Consider the following 21,686-nt stretch of genomic DNA (forward strand, 5'->3'; position numbering starts at 1 on the left):
CCGTGCCGACCGCCATGACGCAGTCGGGCTCACCCGGCTGCGCCGCGTCATGCTCGACACCGCGCGGCCCACACCGGACGGTGAATGGGTCACGGCGTGCGAGGCGGATTCCGCCGACTTCCTCGAAGGCCCCGGCTTGGCCGCCTTCGTCGTCGACGCGCCCGACGGTGCCGGTCTCGCCTCCCGCGCGGTCGGCACCTACGCCCCTCGCTTCCCCAGTCCCACCGGCGACTCTCCGTTCCACGGCGAGATCCACTCCGTCGCGACCGCAACCCTGCGGTGGCTCGCCGACCAGGGCTACTCCTCCGTCCGCCTCAACGCCTCCCCCGACGGGCGGGAAGGACCTCCGATGCAACCCGGGCACCTCCCTGTCGAGTTCCTCGACGCACAACGGATCGACTTCGTCGAGCACCCTCCACCGGCCCTGTCACCACAGGAGCGAGGCGCGGTCGACCGTCTCTGGGAGGAGGCAAAGGCCCACAACCCCACCGCCTTCGACGGCCCGCTCGTCGCGAGTCTGGGCATCGACCTGTCCGGGCCCGGCCCGTCGGTGGTGCGATGGGCAAGGATGACGTACCGGCATCGAGCCCTGCGGAAACTGCGGCCGGCCGAAGAAGTCCCCGGGTCTGTCTTCGTCACCGTCCTGTTGCCGACGGAGGCCGGACTCGCGGTCGGACGTGGCTCCCCCACCACAGCGGCACCGGGCCACTGGAGCCTCCCCGGCGGCTCGGCGGAACCCCCTGCGGCCGGCGTCCCCCTGGACATGGCGTCACTCCGTCGGGATGCCGCCCGCGAACTGGCCGAAGAGCTCGGCGTGGACATCGCCGTCGAGGAGCTACGGCTGTGGGGCCTCACCCGTGGAACGCGGTTCGGCAGCCTCGGCTTCCACTTCCTCGCCCCGCCCGTGCCCAGCGCACTCGTGCGCCGTCGGCATGCGGATCTCACCGTGCGGGAGACGAAGCGGGGAGACGTACCCGAGCTCGACAAGGTCGCGTTCGTGCCCTCGGCCGAACAGGCCGCCCGCCTCGGCTCGGGCGCGGACTACCTGCAGCAGGTCCTGAGCCGGTACTTCTCGGCCTGAACCCGCAACCTGGTCCGGAGCTCCTTCCCTGTCATCACATTCCTCCCGCTCGTTTCGGCACGACGAGCCGGCCTCCAGGACTCCTGGTCACGCAGGGACCGGCAAACGGGCAACGCTCCTCGGCACACTCACCCCGAAGGGACGGACTCCGTGGACTTCGACGAACTGAAGCGGCAGGCGATCCGCATCCATGACCTCTACGACGAGCTGAACCGTCGTGAGCGCGGTCGAGTCTGGACACGCACCGAATTCGTGCTCGGCTTCATGGGCGACGTCGGCGACCTGGCCAAACTCGTCATGGCGGAGGAGGGTGCGCGAGAGCACCCGGGCGGTCGGCCTGCGCTGGAACACGAGCTCGCCGACTGCCTGTGGTCGGTACTCGTCCTGGCCCACCGCTACCACGTGGACCTCGAACGCGCCTTTCACCGCACCATGACGGAACTCGACAAAAGGATCAATGCACGGCTGTCTCAGGGTGATACCCCTGGCGCATGAGCATCAGGCGCCTGGTGGCATCCACCGCGGCGACAGGTAGACCGCCATGCCCGAGAAAGCCGCCCGACCCGGTGCGGCACGTGCCGCCCACCACGCCGGTGTCCACACGCTCGCCCACGGCGACGGACAGTCGCTCACGGGCCGACGCCGCCACACGACCGTGTTCCGCCGATCCGGGTCGGGGACACATGTCATCGGTGCGGGGCCATGCGGGTGATCGGGCGGCCGACTCCGCGGTCGATGGCGCGGCGACCGGTCCTTCCAGCCGGCGGGGCGAGACAGTGGACCGGATCTTCGGCCGGACCAAGCGGGGCGTTGTCGACGTCGGCAGCCGGGTGTGCTTGACCGGCTGACCGCCCAGCTCGTCCGCAAGGGGACACATCGATGACCGACTCCGGCACTTCCTACACGGATCTTCGCGCCCTGGTGATCAACTGCACGCTCAAGCGGTCGCCGGAGCGGAGCCACACACAGGGGTTGATCGACATCAGCACCGGGATCATGGAGCGCCAGGGCGTGCGGGTCGAGGTGCTCAGGGCGGTGGACATCGACATCGCGACCGGTGTGTGGCCGGACATGACGGAGCACGGGTGGGAGACGGACGAGTGGCCGGTCATCTACTCCCAGGTGATGGCCGCCGACATCCTGACCCTGGCGGGGCCTGTGTGGCTGGGAGACAACTCCTCGGTCATGAAGAAGGTGATCGAGCGTCTGTACGCCTGCTCGTCGATCCTCAACGAGCGCGGCCAGTACGCCTACTACGGTCGCGTGGGCGGCTGTCTGATCACCGGCAACGAGGACGGCGCCAAGCACTGCGCGATGAACGTCCTGTACAGCCTCCAGCACCTGGGCTACGTGATCCCGCCGCAGGCGGACGCGGGCTGGGTCGGCCCGGCGGGCCCCGGACCGTCCTATCTCGACCCCGGCTCGGGCGGTCCGGAGAACGACTTCACCAACCGCAACACCACCTTCATGACCTGGAACCAGCTCCACCTGGCACGGATGCTCAAGGACGCCGGCGGCATCCCGGCCCACGGCAACCAGCGCTCCGAGTGGGACGCCGGCTGCCGCTTCGACTTCGAGAACCCCGAACACCGTTGAGTGCGGACCGGAACGGTCGGAGGTCCGGTGGAAGTCAGCCCCGGATCGACCAGGCCCATCGCGCGACAGCGCCCGCGACGACAGCGGCCTCCACCTGACGCCCTGCCTCGGGGCCGCGCCGAACAGCTCCCGTACCGTGCACCGAGTTCCCCGGCGACGCGGCCGGTCGGCGCGCACTGTGGCGGCTGGTGTCCGTACGGATCGCTCTCCTTGGGTGGGGATGCCTGCAGGCCGGTCGGAGGGCCGAGCCTCGTCCTGGCGGTCGCGCGAGCGCATGCTCCATCGGACCGTTCCCGCCGGGCTGAGCACACGGGACGGGAGACAACCGAGGGGAATGGGTGGGCGCCGGACCCCTCACAGAGAATGTGAGCGCTAACATCTTCCTTGGGGAAGCCCCTCCAAGGCTGCCCCGGTGAAATCTCCATCAGGCGAAGCGCGTTGTCAATACTCCGCGCACGGGCCGCCCCGGAGCGGTGACCGGGGCGCGTCCTCCGCTCTCGGCGGCCGGCCCAGGTGCGGCGTTCACCGCGTATCGCGGGCTCCCGGGCCGGTCGTCGGCGTATCCGCAGGTGGGCGGAGCGGGCCCCGAACGGCCACCGCGAGGTCGTGGCACGGTTGTTGACGGAAGCGGTGGACCGGCACGAGTATCGGTGGTGTTGTCTCCGTGGTGGCGCCGGAACCTCCTCACGCTCTTGGCAATCCCGACGGAGAGGTTCCATGTCCCGATCCCGCCCGCTCGCGTCCCGGCTGCTCGGCATCATCACCGTGCTCGGCCTCGCGCTCGGCCTGCACCTGCAGGCGGCCCCACGGGCCGCTGCCGCGTCGCTGGTCCAGATCACGAACTTCGGCACGAACCCGACCGGTCTGCTGATGCACCTGTACGTACCGGACAACGTCAAGCCCAACCCGCCGATTCTGCTCGCACTGCACGGCTGTCAGGGGACGGGCCCCTACATGTACTCGAGCACCGACTTCGCCTCCCAGGCCGACAAGTACGGGTTCCTCGTCATCTACCCCTCGACGAGCCCGAGCGGAAGCTGCTGGGACGTCTCCTCGGACCAGGCGCTGACCCGCAACGGTGGCAGCGACCCGGTCGGGCTCATGTCGATGATCACCTACGCGCAGCAGCGCTACGGCGGCAATCCCAACGCCGTGTACGTGACCGGGCAGTCCTCGGGCGGCATGATGACGAACGTGATGCTCGCCGACTACCCCGACGTCTTCAAAGCGGGCGCGGCGTTCATGGGGGTGCCCTACCACTGCTTCGCCACCGGCTCGGTGCGCGGCTGGAACTCGGCCTGCGCCCAAGGCCGGGTGTCCATGACGCCGCAGCAGTGGGGCGGCCTGGTGCGGAACACCGGATACCCCGGCTACACCGGCCCGCGGCCGCGTGTGCAGCTGTGGCACGGGACCGCCGACACCATCCTGAGCCACAACAACCTCGGCGAAGAGATCAAGCAGTGGACCGACGTCCTCGGCGTGAGTCAGACGCCGTCGGCCACCGACACCCCCGCGACCGACTGGACCCGGACCCGGTACGACAACAGCGTCGGCACGCCCCAGGTCGAGGCGTACAGCATCGCCGGTGCGGGACACCAACTGCCGGTCCAGGGCACGGGGATGGCCGCCGACGCGGTCCACTTCATGGGACTGGACGCAGGCTCCTCCGGTGGCACGACGGGCGCGCTGCGGGCGGTGGCCGCAGGTAAATGCCTGACCGACGCGAACACGACGTCGGGCGCGCAGCAGCAGATCTACGCCTGCAGCGGCGGCGCGAACCAGACCTGGACGCGTACGGCGTCGAACCAGCTGACCGTGAACGTCGGTGGCGGCACGCTCTGCCTGGACGCCAGCGCCAAGGGGACCACCGATGGCACCAAGGTGATCGTCTGGTCCTGCAACGGCCAGCCCAACCAGCAGTGGAAGTTCAACCCGAACGGCACCGTCACCGGGGTGCAGTCGGGGCTCTGCCTGGACGTGGCCGGCCTGGGAACCACCGACGGCACGCCCGTCCAGCTGTGGTCCTGCAGCGGCGGCACGAACCAGCAGTGGACGATGGGGTGAAACAGCGGCCGGCCCGCAGGGGCACTCGGGTGAAGCGCTCTTGCGGGCCGGCGGCGCGGACGCACGCCCTCGAGCCCGACGGTCCGCGTGGTCCTGGCGACACGCTTGCGGTTGATCCGTGTCCCCTCGTCGCGGGGCTCGACGGTGACCCTGGGGGCTTTGCAGGTGCCGTCGGAGTCCTGGTGGACCTCGCGTATCCGATCAGCGAGCTCTGACTCGGCAGCCTGGCGGACCGTCCGCGCGGCCGCGGTGGGGCGCCGGTAGCGGAAGCCGGAGCGGGAGAGGCCGAGAATGACGCGGAGCCGCTTCACGCCGGACCGGCGCTGGTGATCTTCGACGAACGGGCAGCGGTTCACCAGCGCGTCTCCGTCGCGAAATGCCGGGCCGCTGGACCATCGAGATCCGAGTCTCACCGGTGTCCAAAAACCGGGGTCAAGGCCCGAAAGGGTCCGGCGGCCCGTACGCACCGGCCAGTTCAACCGCCAGACGTGCGAGCCGCTCCCTTGCCTCCGGCGGATCCAGCACCTCGATGCGTGCCCCCAGCCCGGCCAGCTGGGTCGCGACGACCTCCGGCGTCGGCCCGTCGACCCGTATCTCCGTCCACCCGTCGGGGAGCGTCGGACCGACGTGCAGGCGCCCGTCGAACATCCGCTCCAGGACCGCCAGGGCACCCGGCTCGGCCCGGGCCCGAACCGTCGCCGCGTACAGCCGCTGCTCCAAGCGCGCGGCGAACGAACGCCAGACCGTGGGGAGGTCGAAGCCGGGCGGCCGTACGACGGGCTCGCCGGTTGCCTGGACCGAGGCGACCCGGCTGAGCCGGAAGGTTCGCAAGCCCCGCTCCGTCTCGGCGACGAGGTAGTCGTGACCGGCCTTGGCCACGAGCCCGAGCGGATGGACGGTTCGCACGCCGACGGGCTTGCCGGGCCCGGCGTACCCGAGCCGCACCTGGATCCCGTCCACCACGGCCCGCCGGAGCGCGTCGAGGTGCGGCCCGGTGGCCGTGACGTCGGCGCGCGACCAGTTCGTGCCGTCGGTAAGGCCGGCCCGCGACGCGGCCTCGGCGCCCGCACGCAGGGGTGCGGGCAGCGCGCGCACTAACTTGCGCAACGCCGTGCGGAGTTCGGGCGTGGTGGACGAAGGGCCCGCGAGCAGGAACAGTGCCCGGATCTCCTCGGCGGTCAGCCCGGTGAGGTCCGTACGGGCGCCGCCGACCAGCGACCAGCCCCCGCCGCGGCCACGCTGCGAGTAGACGGGGATGCCCGCGGTGGACAGGGCCTCCAGGTCACGGCGTGCGGTCCGTGGCGACACTTCGAGTTCGGCGGCGACCTCGGCCACGGTCACACGGGTGCGTGATTGGAGGAACAGCAGGGTTGCCACCAGGCGATCGGCTCTCACAGCAGCCATTCTTTTCAGGAAATAGGCCAGGAGATGACCTATTCGGCTTCCAGGATGAAGTCATGACACAGATGGAGAACACCCCGCGGGCCGCTGTCACCCCTGAGGCCACCGCCGACCCTCGCCAGGGTCTTCTGAAGGCGATCGCGCTGGCCGGACATACCGTCGCCGCCGTCCGGCCCGAGCAGTTCGACGGGCCCACGCCCTGCACCGAGTTCACCGTCCGGCGGCTGGCCGGGCACCTCGTGGCCGTGCTGCGCCGGATCGCCCTCGCCGGGCGCGGTGGCGACGTGACGAGCCTCCCCACGGTCGTCGACGACCTCGCGGACACCGAATGGCAAGAGGCCTGGGACGCCGCGGTGCGTGAGGTCGAGGCGGCGTGGGCGGATCCCGCGATCCTGGGCCGGATACTGACACTGCCGTTCGGCAGCCTTCCGGGTGCTGCCGCCGCGGCCGTCTGGACCTCGGAATTCACCGTGCACACCTGGGACATGGCCACCGCGACCGGACAGCTCCCGGACTGGGACCCCGAACTCGTGGCGATTTCGTACGCCGCCATGAGGCGCGGGCTGCCCAACGGGCCGCGTGACGGTGCGCCGTTCGGGGCCGCGGTGGACGTCGACGCGGACGCGCCGGCCATCGACCGCCTCGTGGCGTGGTGCGGGCGCAAGCCGTAATCAGCATCCGGAACAGGGAGGGCGGCCCCATGGCGGGGGTCGTCCTTCCTTCACGTCCTCACGTCCGGGCAGGAGGGCACCACGACCCGACGCCCGGCGGCGACGTCGAACCCGGCGGCGCGATCGCGCCCGAGGGCTCCTCCTCCGACATCACGACCGCCAGCACTGCTCGGGGGCGTGGATCCGTCCGAACTCAGTTCTCACTGGGGTGAGTTCAGATGGGTTCCCCACTCCGATCGTCCGGTGCATCGCCTCGAGCCAGCGCGCCGACGAGCCCGCGGAGCCACGCGTGGGCGGGGTCGTCGCTGACACTGCCGTGCCAGGTGGCGCTGACGGTGTACGCGGGCATCGGGACGGGGGGCGGGGTCTCGGTGAGATCGAGCAGGTCGGCGTAGACGGTGGCCGCGTGGGCGGGGACGGTGGCGAGGACGGGCAGGGTGGCGACCTGGAGGGCCGCTCCGGCGAAGTGGGTGGTGGAGGCGACCACGCGACGGGTGAGGCCGCGTGCTTCCAGGATGTCGTCGACGATGCCGCGTCGGCCGTCGTAGGAGATCAGCAGGTGGGGGTGGGCGAGGTAGTCGTCGAGGGTGAGCGGGGTCCGGAGCGGCAGGAGGCGGGGGTTGAACAGGCAGGTGTAACCGGAGGGGAACAGGTCCTGGCTGCGGTGGTCGGGGCCGTGTGCGGGGGCGGCGGCCACGCCGAGGTCGATCTCGCCGCGGTCGAGCATGTCGGCGACGGTGCCGCGGCTGGCCTGCCGTACGGCGAGACGGATGCCCGGCAGGCCGGCCGTGGCGTCCAGCAGGCGGGGCAGCAGCATCGCCTCCAGGTCGTCGGACATGCCCAGGGTGAAGGTGCGCCGGGCGGTCGCCGGGTCGAAGCGGTCCCGGTCGGTCACGGCCCCGTGGATCAGGCCGAGGGCCGGCTCGATGCAGCGGGCCAGTTCGACGGCGCGTGGCGTGGGCTCGACACCGGTACGGGTGCGGGTGAACAGCTCGTCGTCGAAGAGCCCGCGCAGGCGCCCGAGGGCCGCGCTGGTGGCGCCCTGGCTCAGGTGCAGCGCGGCGGCGGCCCGGGTGACACTGCGCTCGCGCATCAGGGCGGCGAAGACGACCAGGAGGTTGAGGTCGACCCTCCTGAATTCGGTTTCATAGATGTCGATCATCAGGAGGATTAGTTTGCCGGATGTGTGAGGGGGTTTCTAGCGTGAGGGGCATGACTACGACTGCCGCAGAGCCCCGCCGCACCGTGACCGCCGCCGTCGTCCAGGCGGCCGCCCCGCTCTTCGACACCCCGGCCGCGGTGGCCCGGGCCGAGGAACTCGTCCGCGAGGCCGCCGCCCGGGGCGCCGAGGTCGTCGTCCTGCCCGAGGCGTTCATCGGCGGCTACCCCAAGGGGCTGGACTTCGGCATCACGGTCGGCAGCCGCAGCCCCGCGGGCCGCGACCTCTTCCGCCGCTACCACGCCGCCGCCATCGAGGTCCCCGGCCCGGAGACCGAGACGCTCGCCGCCGTCACCCGGGAACTCGGCGTCCACGCCGTGATCGGCGCCGTCGAGCGCCGGGGCTCCACCCTGTACTGCGTCGCGCTCTTCTTCGGCCCCGACGGCTACCTGGGCCTGCACCGCAAGCTCATGCCCACCGCCGCCGAGCGCTACCTGTGGGGCCAGGGCGACGGCTCCACGCTCCCCGTCGTCGACACCGGCGCCGGACGCATCGGCGCGGCCATCTGCTGGGAGAACTACATGCCGCTCCTGCGCACCGCGATGTACGCCAAGGGCGTGGACCTGTGGTGCGCGCCGACCGTCGACGACCGCGACGCCTGGCAGGCCACCATGCGCCACATCGCCCTGGAGGGCCGCTGCTTCGTCCTCTCCGCCTGCCAGTACCTGCGCCGCGACGGCCTGCCGGACGGCCTCCACCCCGTCCAGGGAGACGCGCCCGACACCGTGCTGATCGGCGGCGGCTCCGTCATCGTCTCCCCGCTCGGCGAGGTCCTCGCCGGCCCGCTGCGTGACGGCGAGGGCATCCTGACCGCCGAGCTCGACCTCGACGACCTCGCCCGCGCCCGCTTCGACCTCGACACCACCGGCCACTACGCCCGCCCCGACGTCTTCACCCTCCACGTCGACGAAACCGCCCGTCACACCGTCACCCGCAGCTGACCGGTGATATCCGGGCGAAAGCCCCAGGCCGGTTCGTTTGGATCACTTCCGCTGGCCGAGGTCGTCGTTGATGATGTCGGTGTGACTAACCGCATCAGCGCCCTGATCTCGGCCTTCGGCGTCCTTGCCAGCGTGATGCTGCTCGTTTTTGCCGTTCGTGAGTACCGCTCCGGGGCGTCGGTCCTCTGGCTCGTGGCTGGAATTGTGATCTTCCTCGGCGCTTCGTACACGCTCGCGCGGGACGTGCGGCGGCTCCGCACCGGACCGACCGCCTGAAGAGCAGCGCCGTTCCAACCAGCCCCGCCGGTCGTTGTTCGTGCGTGCCGTTGGCTGACGTGCAGTGGGCGCGAACCGAGCCGTTACTCCCCGATCGGACACCGCGGCGGGGTGGCAGGTGGAGGGGCCACCGAGAGGTGATCGACGCGATCGCATGGAAGTTCCAGACGGGCTCGCAGTGAATCCACCTCCCCGAGAAGCACGGCAACTGGCGAGGCGTCTACAACCGGCTGCGGATGTGGGCCATCGACGGCACCTGGGAGCGGGTGCTCACCGCTCTGGTCGCGCAGGCCGACGCCGACGAAGACCTCAACTGGGCTGCCTCGGTGGACTCCACCATCGTACGCGCGCACCAGCATGCGGCCGGAGCCCGCAAAAAGGGGCTCCAGCAGGCGAACCGGCAGACCACGCCATCGGCCGGTCCCGCGGAGGACTGACCACAAGGATCCACCTGGCCTCCGATGCCGACTGCCGGCCGTTGGCCTTCGCGCTCGCCGCCGGACAGTCCGGTGACGCACCCGCCTTCGCTCACGTCATGGCTCGCCTTCGCGTTCCTCGACGGTGAGGACGGCCCCGCACCAGGCCGGACGTGGTCCTGGCCGACAAGGCGTACTCCTCCCGCGCGATCCGCGAGCACCTGCGCAAGCGCGGGATCCGCGCTGTGATCCCAGTTCCGGCCGATCAACGCGGCCACCGCCTGCGGCGCGGAAGCCGAGGCGGCAGGCCACCAGCCTTCGACCGCGAGGCATACAAGCAGCGCAACACCGTCGGACGCTGCATCAACCGCTTGAAGCAGTGGCGAGGCATCGCCACCCGCTACGAGAAGACCGCGACCATCTACCTGGCCGGACTTCACATCGCGGGCGTCTTCCGCTGGTCCGCCCGGTGATCCAAACGAAGCGGCCCAGGTCTGCCCAGGGACAAGGCCTGGTCCACGGGCCCGATGCGGGGCCGGGCCGGGCCGGGCCGGGAGCGGTCCGGACCAGCGTGCGAGCGTGCTACAGAAGAGCCCCGCCTTGCCCCCTCCGTCACAGACCTCTCGATCCCCAGTGCGAGGGGGTGACCAGCGACGAGTTCCGGGCCGCGATGTCCCGCCTCACGGCCGTCGTGGTCCTGGTGGCCGCGCACGACCCCGACGAGGGACCGGACGGAGAGAACGTCGGCACGACGGCCACCGCGTTCGTGTCCGTCTCCCCCGATCCGCCGCCGGTCCTCGTCAGCCTCCGCAACGGCTCACGCATGGACGGCCTGCTCGCCGAGGTCCCCAGGGCAGTACCGCCAGCTGCCGTAGGACCAATCCCTGGCAGTAGCCATCCTGGAACCTCGGCCTGCTCCTCGATCCTCAACTACCAGGGTCAGTAAGCCTCCTACGGCCGCGTCGGTGGGCGTCTGGTCACCGGGAACGAGGACGACGCGAAGTACTGCGCGACGAACGTGCTCCACAGCCTCCAGCACCTGGGCTACGTGATCCCGCCGCAGGCGGACGAGGTAGCTGTCTACGGTGGGCCCAGCACTCCGGCTGTAGATCGTGATCTTCATGGTTGTTGGGTGGCTTGTCGCTGGTGGTGGCTGGTGCGCGAGCGTGCTTGGTGCTGGCGGCGCCATGCGGACCAGTGCAGGCGGTGGGCAAGGTCGCGGGCCGGTGCGAGCAGGGCTGCAAACAGTCTTTGGATCTCGTTGCAGGTCAGCGGGCTGAGCTCGGGGGTCGTGGTGCTCGTGGCCCGTTCGATGGCGGCTGTGACGGCGAGGAAAGCGTGCGCGAGCATGGCCAGGGTGGTCCAGCGGTGCCAGGAGACCCAGCGGCGGACCTGGTGCTCGTCCAGTCCGGCCGGGCTCTTCGCGGCTTGGAAGGTCTCCTCGACTGTCCAGCGGCGGCCGGCCACCTCGACCAGTGCGGTCAGGGGGACGGGGTGGGGTGAGTAGCAGCGGTAGTAGGCGAGTTCGCCGGTGCGTCGGTTGAGTCGCACGAGCAGCCACCGATGCCCCGAGGTGCCGCTCGGGCTGGTGATCTCGACCTGGGCCCAGTCGTAGAAGCGGTGGCCCTTGGCTCCGGCTCCCCCGACAGCCGCTGCCAGGCTTTCTTTGGCAGGCCGCGGGCCAGCATGCCAGCCGGGAAGATGCGCGCGTGGGTGGGGACGGGCCGTTTGCGCGAGATGGCCAGGACGTAGCCGATCTGACGCTGTTCCAGGTCGGCGCTCAGGTGCGGGTCGCCGCCGTAGACCTCCTCACCGGTGACCCACCTGGCCCGGACTCCGGCGTCCAGGGCCTGGGCGATCATCTCGGTGGCCAGGGCGGGCTTGGTCGCGAGCCTCAGGTCGCCGGGGATGCCGACCGAGCGGCACTGCTGCGGGTCCTGGGTCCAGGACCGTGGGATGGAGAGGCGGCGGTCGATGGCGGCGTGCCCGGCCGCACTCCCGTAGACGACGTGGACGGCGACCTGGGAGTTCTCGATCCGGCCCGCGGTTCCGGTGTACTGGCGCTGGACCCCGACGCTCGCGGTGCCCTTCTTCAGGTCCCCGGTCTCGTCGACGACCAGTACGGCGTCCTCGTCGCCGAGGTGCTCGACTACGAAGTCCCGTATGTCGTCACGCACTCGGTCGGCATCCCAGCGGGCCCGGCTGAGCAGGTGCTGCATGCCGGCCTGGCCGGCGTTACCGGCGTGCTCGGCGATCGTCCAGCAGTTCTTCCTCGGCAGGTCCGCGAGCAGCCCCAGCACGAACGCCCTTGCTCGGCGGCGGGGTTCCACCCGGGCGAACCGGCCCGCCACCTTGCCCATCAGGCCCTCGAACACCGATGGCCACCGAGCAGGATCCACGCCGTGGCCCACGGCCACCGGCTGATCTTCGTTTGTCGACACAACTCACGATGATCAACGGTGGCCGTCCTCATCGGAGACCAACCTCACTCAGCACGATCAAGGCCGGCGTCAGACCGGCTGCCCGCTGTCAGAGGGTGGCGGCACGCAGCACGATCAGTGCGACGGAGGCCATGGTGAGGACCACCGCCGGAGACGCGCCCTTGCGGTCGCCGACGCGCAGGTGGAAGGCGACCGCCCCAGCGAAATAGAGCGTCAAGCCGATCGCGGCGGCGATTCCGACGGGTCCCCACCAGAGTCCGGCGATCACACCGGCCACGCCCGCGATCTGAGCGCCGATCAGGAAAGCCATCATGCTCTGCGGCACTCCGAGGGTGGACATCTGCTCGGTGATGTGCCGCGTCCGCAGGGACTTGGCCCCGGCCGATACCAGGAGGAGCGCCGACATGAACACGGTGACGACGGCAAGGGAGACGAACATGGCTGAAACCTCAATCGTGCGAGATGCGAGTAAGGGGGCGTGCGCACCTCGACGACGATAGGCGGCCGATAGGTACCTCCAGGTAACCTTCGGGGCATGAGCCTGCGACCCGGAATCGCCTTCCTCGCCGACTGTCCCGCTCTCCTGGCCATGGAGATCATCGCCAGCAAGTGGTCCATGGTCACGCTCTTCGCGCTGACCGACGGCCCGTTGCGCCACGGCGAGCTGGTCGAGCTGAGCGGTGGCATTTCGCGCAAGGTACTGACCCAGACGTTGCGCCGGCTCCAAGCCAACGGGCTCGTCGAGCGGCACGCGTACGCCGAGGCGCCGCCGCGCGTGGAGTACGGCCTGACCGATCTCGGGCGAACCCTGGAGGAGCCCATCAGGATGCTCACCGCATGGGCACGGGAGAACGGCGAGGCGGTCGTCACCTTCCGGGAAGCCGCCGAGGCGGCCAGGACCATCGAGGCGGATCAGGCGACCCCGCTGAAGACCCCTCATGTCGATGAGAACCCGAGCCGTTTCTGATCCATAGAAGAGGCCGGACCTGTAGACCCTGCCGTCGCCGGAGACTTGGCCATCCCCGTGATCGGGACCCTCCTGCAAGAGGCCAACGACGACCGTCACCCCAAGGTCGAGCCCCTGGTCCCGAAGGAGCTCCCGCAACCGAACCCAGAGGGCGCTCGTACCGGTCCGCAGATACTCGGTGTACTGGAGACGACACTCGAAGCCATTAGCTCAGCCTTCCAGTCCGCCCGGCGCAGCGGCACGGATGAGGCCACCCGCGATCGACGACGGGCGGCGGCAACGACAGGTCGCTCCGCAACATGGAAGGGAAATGTTCCGGTGTGGCGTTGGGTGCCGCCGTCCTGCGGTCCCGGGGCCGGTTCCCCTAGCCGAGGGCGGGCCCGCCGCGGCGCCCCTGGACGAGCGCGATGGTGATCGTGGGGACGAGGGCCAGAGCGGTCATGGCGGCACCGACCACGGCCGGTCCTGCGGTCCGGAAGGGCGAGTCGAGGCTGAGCCCGGCGATCCAGGAGCCGGCCGCCGTGCCGAGGTTGAACGCCGACACGGTCAGGGCCGAGCCCAGGGTGGGGGCCTTGCCCGCGAAACGGACGCCGAGGGCGATCAGGACCGGGGTGCCGAGGAAGCCGACCAGCCCGAGCAGGGCGACCAGCACCACCGTCGGGACGGCGAAGGCGGACAGCAGGCCGAGCGCCAGCAGGACCACCGCGGCCGACGCAGCGGCCTTGATCGTGGTCGCGTACGGACGGGCGTCGCCGGCCCGGCCGCCGACGAGGAAGCCGGCCAGGGCGCCGGCACCGAATCCGACGAGGACGAGCGGCACGAGCCCCGCGGCGATCCCCGCCCGGTCGGTCAGCAGCGGAGCGATGTAGGTGTACGTGCCCAGCACGCCGGCGCTCGTGGTGGCGCAGGCCGCGAGGACCAGCCAGAGCCGGCCCGAGCGCAGCGCGGACAGCTCCGAGCGGATCGACACCGGCTGCCCGCCGCGGGGCTCGTTCGGGACCGCACGCGCGATCAGCGCCATCGCGGCCAGCGCCAGGACGGCCAGGATCCAGAAGGGTCCGCGCCAGCCCATCAGCTGTCCGGCGAACGCGCCGAGCGGTACGCCGACGACGTTGGCGAGCATGGCACCGGAACCGACCACACCGACGGCGCGCGAGCTCGCGGTCGGACCGGCCGCCCCGGTGGCCACGACGTTCGCCACCGCCCAGAACGCCCCGGTCGCCAGCGCGGTCAGGAACCGGGCGGCCAGCAGCAGCCCGAAGCCGTCACCGACGGCGGCGATCACGTGTCCTGCGGCGAAGACGCCGAGGGCCAGCACCAGCGTCCACCGGGCGGGCAGCCGCAGGGTCAGCATCGACATCAGCGGCGCGCCGATGATCATCCCGACCGCGAACACGGTGATCGCCAGACCGGCACGGGCCACGCTCACCCGCAGGTCGGCCGCGATCTCCGGCAGCAGGCCCGCCACCACGAACTCGGTCGTGCCCATCAGGAACGTTCCCAGGGCGAGCACGTAGACCACGCCGGGAAGCCGGCGCGAGGCAGGGGGCCGTTCCCCGGTGCGTTCCTCAGCGCGTCCGCCGGCGGGGGTGTGGAGGGTCGCTCCTGGCATGGTGGGGCTCCAAAGGGGTGTCACTACGGGGTCGCGCATCCCAGAGAACCGGTGTTCACGCAGGTCAGGAAGGTCGCGGTGATAGGGGGTACAAGCTCCACCTCCCTTCTGGGCGCCGCGTGCCTACCGTGGAAGGCATGGACAAGCGACCCGACAACCGCTCCGACATCCGGGACTTCCTCGCCACCCGGCGCGCCAGGATCACACCGGAGCAGGCCGGGCTGCCCACCAGCGGTCGGCGCCGTGTGCCCGGCCTGAGGCGGGAGGAGGTCGCCGTTCTCGCCGGCGTCAGCACCGAGTGGTACACCCGCCTGGAGAAGGGCCACATCAACGGGGTGTCCGAAGACGTCCTCGACGCGGTCGCCCGCGCGCTCCACCTCGACGACGACGAACGCACCTACCTCTTCGACCTCGCCCGGGCCGCCCAGCCGCCCGGCCGCGCGCCCCGGCGCCGGAAGGCCGTCGACGTCCCGCCCCGCGTGCAATGGCTGCTCGACTCCATGACCCTGTCCGCGGCCTTCGTCACCAACGGCCGCCTCGACATCGTCGCCGCCAACGCACTCGCCCGGGCGGTCCTGTCCCCCATGTTCGACAGCGACACCGTCGACGACCGCGGCCGCCCCAACTGTGCCCGCTACTTCTTCCTCGACCCGGGGGCGCGGGACTTCGTCGCCGACTGGGACCAGGCCGTCACCCTCACCGCCGCCCTGCTGCGCGCCGAGGCCGGCCGCTACCCGCACGACAAGGCGCTGCGGGAACTCGTCGGAGAACTGTCCACCCTGAGCACCGAGTTCCGCACCCGCTGGGCCGCCCACGAGGTCCGCGTCCACCACGGCGGCGTCAAGACCTTCAACCATCCCGACGCCGGGCCGCTGGAACTCACCTACCAGCCGCTGGACCTGCCCCTGTCCACCCGGGAAGCGCACTCCCTGACCATCTACACCGCCGAACCGGGCTCCCCCGACGAGGACCGGCTCAAGCTCCTCGCCAGTCTGGCAGCCATCCCCGCCGGCTCCCGGGCACAGCCTTCCCCCGCCACCTCCGCGGACCGCCGGGACGGGGCGGCCGGCGTCGGCGACTCACCTCGGTGACGGCGTCGGGGCCGCCTGCCGGCGGCGGCGCACCCCGGGCTGCGCGGCGGCTCATGCCGGACGGGGCGCACACGCGGAAGGTAATCACCCGAACGCGGATTCAGGTCTGGCGAAACAGGAGTAGCAAATCCTAAAATTTCGGACTATGGAACCGGCGGAGCCGCGCACCAGCTGGACGTTCGTCACGCACCACGCCCGGATCCTCGCCATGATCCTTCGCGATCCGGAGATCCGGCTGCGTGACCTGGCCGAAGACTGCCGGCTCACCGAGCGGGCGGCCCAGGCCATCGTCACGGATCTGGAGACCGCCGGCTACCTGACCCGGGAGCGCCACGGCCGCCGGAACCACTACGAGGTCACGGCCGGGACCCTGTTCCGCCATCCGGCCGAGGGCCACCACGAGATCGCGGACCTGCTGCGGCTGCTGGTCGACCTCGACCACACGGCCGACGCGGAATCACGCACCACCGCGGACGGTGATCACCATGACCACCACACACACGGATGACCCGCACACGGCGTCGGGCCCGGCTCACCGCCCCCGCCCGCACGATCAGTCCTTCGGCTTCCGAGCAGCGAAGGGACAGACCATGACCGCTTCCGTCCTCACCGTGGTCTTCGAGCCGGGATCCCAGCGGGTGCTGGCCCGCGTCTGCGGCGAGATCGACCTGGAGGACGCCGACGAGCTGCGCCGGGACCTCGTCGCGGCCCTGGACTCCAGCGCCTGCGGCCTCGACATCGACCTGTCCGGTGTCACCTTCTGCGACTGCTCGGGCCTTCACGTCCTTCTCCGCCTGAACCGGCTGGCCCGACACGCCGGGAAAACCCTGGTGCTGACCGCGCTGGGGCCTCGGGTCGCCCGCCTGCTGGAACTCACGGGGACTGACCACGTGTTCACCGTCCGGGCCCGTCCCGCACCGGACGAGGACGGCATCCGCGCGGGCGACGCCCCGGGACCGGATGTCCGGTCCGGCCCCGTCGCCAGGCCGCCGCGGGGCAGGAGCGTCCCGCCGCCCGTCTCGCCCGCGCGGAGCGGTCTGCGGCAGGGAGCGGCCCGGGAAGAAGTACGGGAGGAAGCATGCTGATGCGGCACGCGGTGGAGGAGGACGTCCTGCACCTGGCGCTCCCGCACGACCTGGACGTACCCAGCCGGGCGGCGGCCGCCTCGCAGGTCGAGACGCTCCTGTTCACCCACCGCCCGCGGCACGTACGGATCCAACTGTCCACGCCCGACCCCTCACCGGCGTCCCTGAGCGTGCCGGCACGGGCACGGCGCCTGTGCGAGGGGCTGAAGATCCCGCTGACCGTCGTCGGCCCCGCGACGCCCCGCCCGCCCCTCAGCCCGGCGGCGGCGTAACGGGCCCGCCCTGGGGGAGAGTGCCATGGCCCACGACCTGCTCGACACCGTCCGCACGGTGCTCGCCACCGCCGGGTACGGCCCCGACAGCGGCCTGCACCTGCACGAACACGCCTACGGCGTCATCGTCACCTGGCCCGCAGGCCACCTCGTCCAGACCACCGTCCGGGCGCACACCGGGGACGCCGACCGTACCGTTCTGGCCGAGCTCTCCCACATCCGTGTCGCCGTGACCACCGCCCTCGCCACCGTCCTGAGGGAGGCCGGTCTCACGGCGGTGCCCCACCCGGACGGCTTCGTCCTCACCACACGCCCACTCTGAACAGCGCCGCAGCGCCGTCCGCGAGGGACGCCGAGACCGGTCCCCACCCAGCGGCGGCACCGCGGCGCGCTCGGATCCGGCTGCGCGAGTGCGGGCCGGAGCTCCCCGCCCGGGGCACCTCCGAGGGGCCCGGCCGCTGGGACGCGCACCACACCGACTTGACGTGCACACGGGCGACACTTAGCTTCGCCTTACCTAACTTATGCTGTCCATACGTCCGGAAGATCAACGCATGTCCAGAACCGCGCAGGAGCTCACCCCTTCCTGGCTCCTCACCGCCCTCGGGCTCGTCGCCACCGCCGGCATCACGGCAGCCTGCTGGACCGCCGGTCACGTCCAGGCGGACGCGTCCCTCCTGACGGTGGCGCGCTTCTTCCACATCGCCTTCCTCGTCGTCGGGCTCGGTTCGGTGCTGGCCGTCGACTGGTTCGCCGTGCTCTGGCTGACCGGGAAGCGGCCCCTCTCCGGTGTCCTCGACACGGCCGTCGCCCTCCAGACCCCGATCTGGGCGGGGCTCGGCGGACTCGTCGTCTCCGGGCTCTTCCTCCGCCCCGACCTCCACTCCCCGCTGACCCTGGTCAAGCTGGGGCTCGTCCTCGCCGTCACCCTCAACGGCCTCTGGGCGCACCGGCTCGGCCAGCTCCTGGCGGCCCACCGCTCGACCGCCGTCCCCCGCCGGCTGCTCGTCCTCTCGGGCCTGGCCGCGACCGTCAGCCAGGCCGGCTGGTGGGGCGCCTCCCTCATCGGCTTCCTCAACAGCCAGTCCTGATTTGGGTTTGTCGGACGTTCATCAATACGATCCGGCGATGATCACGAGAAAACGGCTGGCGACCGGGGCCTGCGCGCTGCTCGCCGCCCTGAGCGTCGCGCTCCTGCCGACGGGCGCGGCTGCCGACGAGCCGGCGGCGAAGGAATCCCCCAAGGTCGAGCTGGTCCTCGACGTCAGCGGCTCCATGCGGGCCAAGGACATCGACGGCAAGTCCCGCATGAGCGCCGCCAAGCAGGCCTTCAACGAGGTCCTGGACGCGGTGCCGGAGGAGGTTCGGCTCGGCATCCGTACGCTCGGCGCCGACTACCCCGGCAACGACCGCAAGCGCGGCTGCAAGGACACCCGCCCGCTGTACCCGGTCGGGCCGCTCGACCGGACCGAGGCCAAGACCGCCGTCGCCACCCTCGCCCCGACCGGCTGGACGCCGATCGGCCCGGCGCTGCTCGGCGCGGCCGACGACCTCGGCGAGGACGGGGCGAGCAAGCGGATCGTGCTCATCACGGACGGCGAGGACACCTGCGCCCCGCTCGACCCGTGCCAGGTCGCCCGGGAGATCGCGGCGAAGGGCATCCACCTCGTCATCGACACCCTGGGCCTGGTGCCGGACGCCAAGACCCGGCAGCAGCTCACCTGCATCGCCGAGGCGACCGGAGGCACGTACACCTCGGTCCACCGCACCGAGGACCTCTCCCGCCGCGTCAAGCAGCTGGTGGACCGCGCGGCCGACCCGGTCGTGACCCCCGTGGCCACCCAGGGCGCGGCGCGGTGCGAGAAGGCGCCGCAGCTGAAGCCCGGCCTCTACACGGACCGCGAGTCCTTCGGCGAGCACCGCTGGTACCGGGTGGACCTGCTGCCCGGCCAGGAACTGCGCGCCTCCGTCAGCGTGTCGGCCGACCGGGCCGTCAACAACGACTACGGGGTGCTGCTGCGCGCCGTCACCCTCCACGGCCGGGAGATCGTCCGCGGCTCCGAGGCGGGCGACGGACGCACCGACGTCATCTCGACCGGCCTGCGCTACCCGAAGCCGGAGGCCGACGACGAGCCCGGGGACGCGAAGCCGGCGGCCGAGACGGTCTGCCTCCAGGTCAGCAACTCCTTCTCCGCTCCCCCGTCGGTCAAGACGACGCCGGGCATGCCCGTCGAGCTGACGGTCGACGTCGTCGACGGCCCCTCGTCCGCCTCGGACGTCGCCTCGTTCGGTCTCGGCCGCGGCTGGTGGCTGCTCGGCGTGCTCGTCCTCGCCGGCTTCCTCGCCGGTCTGCTCTGGGGCTGGCTGTCCCGCTGGCGCATCGCCGTCTGGAGGACCAACTGATGCGTACCGTACGCATGATCGCCACGGCCGCGCTCGCGGGCGCGGCCCTGCTCGGCCTCGCGGCCCCGGCCGCCCTGGCCGACACGCCCAGCGCTTCGGCCTCCCCCTCCGAGGAGGCCGGGCCCACCGAGGCCGGCACCACCTTCCGTACCGCCGCCCGGTTCCTGCCGGGGCAGCAGGCCACGGCGCAGGCCTCCTCGGGTGACTACCTGTACTGGGTGTTCCCGGCGGACACCGGGGAGCGGCCGACCGTGAGGGCGAGCGTCACGCTGCCCGACCCGTCCCTGAGGCACGGGCCCGCCACCTGGCGGATCGACGTGTACGACGGGCTGCGGCGGCGTCAGCCGTGCATGTACGGGATGCAGTCCCGTACGGCGGCCAAGGAGACCGCGTCCATCGAGCTGGCCTGCGTGCTGCGCCCGGTCCGGGCCTCGGCCGACGCCTGGGCGAACGACCCGCTGCCCGGCAGCTACTACGTCCGGCTGACCCGCACCGGCGGCCCGGACGAGGACCTCGGCCAGCCGTTCACCGCGCGGATCGGCGCCGACGTCTCCGACAAGGGCGGCGCCTACGCCACCGACGGCTCGCTCGCCGCGCCGCTCGTCCCCGGTGCGACCACCGCCGACCAGGCGAAGGCGGACGAGGACGCCGGCCGGAAGACCGCCGTCGAGGCGGCGGCCCCGGAGGACGGCTGGTCCTCCGGCTGGTGGTCGGACCGCTGGATCTGGACCCTGGCGGGCGGCGTCCTGGCCGCGCTCGCGGGCATCGGCGGCTACGTTCTGACGCGCGGCACGGGCCGCCCGTCCCGGGTGCCGCCGGGCGTCTGACCCCGCCCGGAACGTACGGAGGCCCCCACCGCGCGCGGTGGGGGCCTCGGTGCGTCCGGAGCGACAGGCGGGGTTCACCCGCGGGCCGGGAAACCGTGCGCGCGGGCGCCGGTCACGAGCGCGACCACCGGGACGAGCAGGACGAGGACGCTCCAGGGCAGCGCCCCGGCGCCGAGCCCGTCGAGGAGGAGGCCGCCGGCGACACCGCCCGCCGCCATGGCCGCGTTCCAGAGGCTGACCAGCATCGTCTGCGCCGTGTCGGCGTCGTCGCCGCCCGCCTCGGCGACGGCCGTCTGCAGCAGGGTGGGTGCGCCGCCCCAGCCGAGGCCCCAGAGCGCGGCGGCGACCAGGACCAGGGCCGTGCTCGCCGCCGGGACGGCGAACGCGGCCGCCGCGACGGCGAGGAGGACCGATCCGGCGAGGGTCAGGGCCCGGAGCCTGCGGTCGATGTGACGGCCCGTGAACCAGATCCCGGCGAGCGAGGCGGCGCCGAAGACCAGCAGGACGAGACCGGTGGAGCCGGCGAGACCGAGGTGGTCCAGATAGGCGGCGACGTACGTGTAGAGCACGGTGTGGGCCAGGACCAGGGTGAAGGTGACGGCGAGGACCGGCAGGACGCCGGGGACCCTCAGGGTGCGGGCCACCGGGGCGCGTCCGCCGCGCGGTTCGCCCGGCAGGTCGGGCACGGCGAGCGCGATCCAGCCGAGGAGCCCGACGGCGATCACGGTCATGGCGGCGAAGGCGGCCCGCCAGCCGACGGCGTCGCCGAGGAAGGTGCCGGCCGGGACGCCGAGGGAGAGGGCGAGCGGGATGCCGGTCATCGCGACGGCGACGGCGCGGCCCTGGAGGTGCGCCGGGGCGATCCTGCGGGCGTAGCCGGCGAGCAGGGCCCAGGCGAGGCCCGCGGCGACCCCGGCGAGGAAACGGGCGCCCATGGTGAGGGCGTACGAGGAGGAGACCGCCGTGACGGTGTTGGCGGCGGCGAATCCGGCCATCGAGGTGAGCAGCAGGCGCTTGCGGCGCCAGCCGGCGGTGCGGGCGGCGAGCGGTACGGCGGTGAGGGCCGTCCCGAGGGCGTAGCCGGTGACCGACTGGCCCATGGCGGCCTCACCGACGCCGAGGTCGGCGCTCATGCCGGGCAGGACCCCGGCGGGGAGGGTCTCGGTGAGGCTGGTGACGAAGACGGCGGTGGCGAGGGCGAGGAGGGCCGGGAGGGGCAACCGGCCGGATACGGGCCGGGGTTCGGGGTGCGCGGGGGTGGCGGAACCGGCCGCGACTGTCGTGTCGTGGGTCATGTCCGTATGCTCGAACCCTCACATTGGT

Annotated in this window: 21 protein-coding genes and 5 pseudogenes; 19 read left to right on the forward strand and 7 right to left on the reverse strand. The window is 71.7% G+C overall.

What is annotated here, in order from left to right:
* Positions 1 to 49 precede the first annotated feature (49 nt).
* The 4 genes from ACH4TP_RS23640 to ACH4TP_RS23655 all read left to right on the forward strand — a co-directional run bounded on the left by ACH4TP_RS23640 (position 50) and on the right by ACH4TP_RS23655 (position 4,741).
* Positions 50 to 1,081: an NUDIX hydrolase gene (locus ACH4TP_RS23640; protein ID WP_398439039.1), complete on the forward strand. Its 1,032-nt coding sequence runs from the start codon at positions 50 to 52 to the stop codon at positions 1,079 to 1,081.
* A gap of 150 nt (positions 1,082 to 1,231) precedes the next feature.
* Positions 1,232 to 1,576 carry a MazG nucleotide pyrophosphohydrolase domain-containing protein gene (locus ACH4TP_RS23645; RefSeq protein WP_398439040.1) on the forward strand — a complete coding sequence of 115 codons (345 nt, stop codon included), beginning with the start codon at positions 1,232 to 1,234 and terminating at the stop codon, positions 1,574 to 1,576.
* A gap of 384 nt (positions 1,577 to 1,960) precedes the next feature.
* Positions 1,961 to 2,677, forward strand: a complete 717-nt coding sequence (locus ACH4TP_RS23650; RefSeq protein ID WP_398184890.1) for a flavodoxin family protein — start codon at positions 1,961 to 1,963, stop codon at positions 2,675 to 2,677.
* 717 nt (positions 2,678 to 3,394) lie between these two features.
* A complete protein-coding gene (locus tag ACH4TP_RS23655; RefSeq protein WP_398439041.1) occupies positions 3,395 to 4,741 on the forward strand; it encodes a PHB depolymerase family esterase in 1,347 nt (448 codons plus the stop codon).
* 59 nt (positions 4,742 to 4,800) lie between these two features.
* Here the strand turns inward: ACH4TP_RS23655 and ACH4TP_RS23660 are convergent.
* Positions 4,801 to 5,208 (reverse strand): annotated as a pseudogene (locus ACH4TP_RS23660) (IS3 family transposase); the annotation flags it as partial.
* Positions 5,174 to 6,145: a helix-turn-helix transcriptional regulator gene (locus ACH4TP_RS23665; RefSeq protein WP_398439042.1), complete on the reverse strand. Its 972-nt coding sequence runs from the start codon at positions 6,143 to 6,145 to the stop codon at positions 5,174 to 5,176. The pseudogene ACH4TP_RS23660 and the gene ACH4TP_RS23665, both read right to left, overlap by 35 nt.
* A gap of 53 nt (positions 6,146 to 6,198) precedes the next feature.
* Here ACH4TP_RS23665 and ACH4TP_RS23670 point away from each other — a divergent pair, with 53 nt between their 5' ends.
* Positions 6,199 to 6,813 (forward strand): TIGR03086 family metal-binding protein, encoded by a 615-nt coding sequence (locus ACH4TP_RS23670; protein ID WP_398439043.1) that lies wholly within the window; start codon positions 6,199 to 6,201, stop codon positions 6,811 to 6,813.
* A 214-nt stretch (positions 6,814 to 7,027) separates the two neighbouring features.
* Here ACH4TP_RS23670 and ACH4TP_RS23675 read toward each other — a convergent pair whose 3' ends face one another.
* Complete coding sequence (locus ACH4TP_RS23675; protein WP_398439044.1) at positions 7,028 to 7,975, reverse strand: LysR family transcriptional regulator; 948 nt, start codon at positions 7,973 to 7,975, stop codon at positions 7,028 to 7,030.
* Between the two features lie 50 nt (positions 7,976 to 8,025).
* Here ACH4TP_RS23675 and ACH4TP_RS23680 point away from each other — a divergent pair, with 50 nt between their 5' ends.
* From ACH4TP_RS23680 to ACH4TP_RS23700, 5 genes and pseudogenes are all read left to right on the forward strand, one after another.
* Positions 8,026 to 8,973, forward strand: a complete 948-nt coding sequence (locus ACH4TP_RS23680) for a nitrilase-related carbon-nitrogen hydrolase (protein WP_398439045.1) — start codon at positions 8,026 to 8,028, stop codon at positions 8,971 to 8,973.
* 81 nt (positions 8,974 to 9,054) lie between these two features.
* On the forward strand, positions 9,055 to 9,249 hold the full coding sequence (locus ACH4TP_RS23685; RefSeq protein ID WP_398439046.1) for a hypothetical protein: 195 nt from the start codon (positions 9,055 to 9,057) through the stop codon (positions 9,247 to 9,249).
* Between the two features lie 44 nt (positions 9,250 to 9,293).
* A pseudogene (locus ACH4TP_RS23690) lies at positions 9,294 to 10,138 on the forward strand (IS5 family transposase).
* A gap of 106 nt (positions 10,139 to 10,244) precedes the next feature.
* Positions 10,245 to 10,515 (forward strand): annotated as a pseudogene (locus tag ACH4TP_RS23695) (flavin reductase); the annotation flags it as partial.
* 60 nt (positions 10,516 to 10,575) lie between these two features.
* A pseudogene (locus tag ACH4TP_RS23700) lies at positions 10,576 to 10,738 on the forward strand (flavodoxin family protein); the annotation flags it as partial.
* A gap of 46 nt (positions 10,739 to 10,784) precedes the next feature.
* Here ACH4TP_RS23700 and ACH4TP_RS23705 read toward each other — a convergent pair.
* A pseudogene (locus tag ACH4TP_RS23705) lies at positions 10,785 to 12,025 on the reverse strand (IS701 family transposase).
* A 169-nt stretch (positions 12,026 to 12,194) separates the two neighbouring features.
* A complete protein-coding gene (locus ACH4TP_RS23710) occupies positions 12,195 to 12,545 on the reverse strand; it encodes a DoxX family protein (RefSeq protein WP_398184870.1) in 351 nt (116 codons plus the stop codon).
* Positions 12,546 to 12,641: 96 nt separating this feature from the next.
* On the opposite strand from ACH4TP_RS23710, the gene ACH4TP_RS23715 reads away from it, so the two are divergent.
* Complete coding sequence (locus tag ACH4TP_RS23715; RefSeq protein WP_398184867.1) at positions 12,642 to 13,073, forward strand: winged helix-turn-helix transcriptional regulator; 432 nt, start codon at positions 12,642 to 12,644, stop codon at positions 13,071 to 13,073.
* Between the two features lie 364 nt (positions 13,074 to 13,437).
* Here ACH4TP_RS23715 and ACH4TP_RS23720 read toward each other — a convergent pair whose 3' ends face one another.
* Positions 13,438 to 14,685, reverse strand: coding sequence for an MFS transporter (locus tag ACH4TP_RS23720; protein ID WP_398439047.1), 1,248 nt, complete (start codon positions 14,683 to 14,685; stop codon positions 13,438 to 13,440).
* A gap of 137 nt (positions 14,686 to 14,822) precedes the next feature.
* Between ACH4TP_RS23720 and ACH4TP_RS23725 the strand changes: the two genes are divergently transcribed.
* The 8 genes from ACH4TP_RS23725 (at position 14,823) to ACH4TP_RS23760 (ending at position 20,363) form a co-directional block, all read left to right on the forward strand.
* Entirely contained in the window at positions 14,823 to 15,776 is a 954-nt protein-coding gene (locus ACH4TP_RS23725) for a helix-turn-helix domain-containing protein (RefSeq protein WP_398439048.1), read from the forward strand.
* Positions 15,777 to 15,921: 145 nt separating this feature from the next.
* Entirely contained in the window at positions 15,922 to 16,284 is a 363-nt protein-coding gene (locus ACH4TP_RS23730) for a helix-turn-helix transcriptional regulator (protein WP_398184858.1), read from the forward strand.
* 82 nt (positions 16,285 to 16,366) lie between these two features.
* Positions 16,367 to 16,861, forward strand: coding sequence for an STAS domain-containing protein (locus ACH4TP_RS23735; RefSeq protein ID WP_398439050.1), 495 nt, complete (start codon positions 16,367 to 16,369; stop codon positions 16,859 to 16,861).
* The gene (locus ACH4TP_RS23740; RefSeq protein WP_398439051.1) at positions 16,855 to 17,133 is read left to right on the forward strand and encodes a hypothetical protein; all 279 of its coding nucleotides are present in this window, start codon (positions 16,855 to 16,857) and stop codon (positions 17,131 to 17,133) included. The genes ACH4TP_RS23735 and ACH4TP_RS23740 overlap by 7 nt, the downstream gene beginning before the upstream one ends.
* Positions 17,134 to 17,158: 25 nt before the next feature.
* The gene (locus ACH4TP_RS23745; protein ID WP_398439052.1) at positions 17,159 to 17,455 is read left to right on the forward strand and encodes a hypothetical protein; all 297 of its coding nucleotides are present in this window, start codon (positions 17,159 to 17,161) and stop codon (positions 17,453 to 17,455) included.
* Between the two features lie 232 nt (positions 17,456 to 17,687).
* Entirely contained in the window at positions 17,688 to 18,224 is a 537-nt protein-coding gene (locus ACH4TP_RS23750; protein ID WP_389225573.1) for a hypothetical protein, read from the forward strand.
* A 37-nt stretch (positions 18,225 to 18,261) separates the two neighbouring features.
* Positions 18,262 to 19,536 (forward strand): VWA domain-containing protein, encoded by a 1,275-nt coding sequence (locus ACH4TP_RS23755; protein ID WP_398439053.1) that lies wholly within the window; start codon positions 18,262 to 18,264, stop codon positions 19,534 to 19,536.
* Positions 19,536 to 20,363: a hypothetical protein gene (locus tag ACH4TP_RS23760; protein WP_398439054.1), complete on the forward strand. Its 828-nt coding sequence runs from the start codon at positions 19,536 to 19,538 to the stop codon at positions 20,361 to 20,363. Before ACH4TP_RS23755 ends, ACH4TP_RS23760 begins: the two co-directional genes overlap by 1 nt.
* A 74-nt stretch (positions 20,364 to 20,437) precedes the next feature.
* Here ACH4TP_RS23760 and ACH4TP_RS23765 read toward each other — a convergent pair whose 3' ends face one another.
* Positions 20,438 to 21,658, reverse strand: a complete 1,221-nt coding sequence (locus tag ACH4TP_RS23765; protein ID WP_398184844.1) for an MFS transporter — start codon at positions 21,656 to 21,658, stop codon at positions 20,438 to 20,440.
* Positions 21,659 to 21,686 lie beyond the last annotated feature (28 nt).

This window comes from Streptomyces sp. NPDC021012 (assembly GCF_044333355.1).
Taxonomy (GTDB): domain Bacteria; phylum Actinomycetota; class Actinomycetes; order Streptomycetales; family Streptomycetaceae; genus Streptomyces.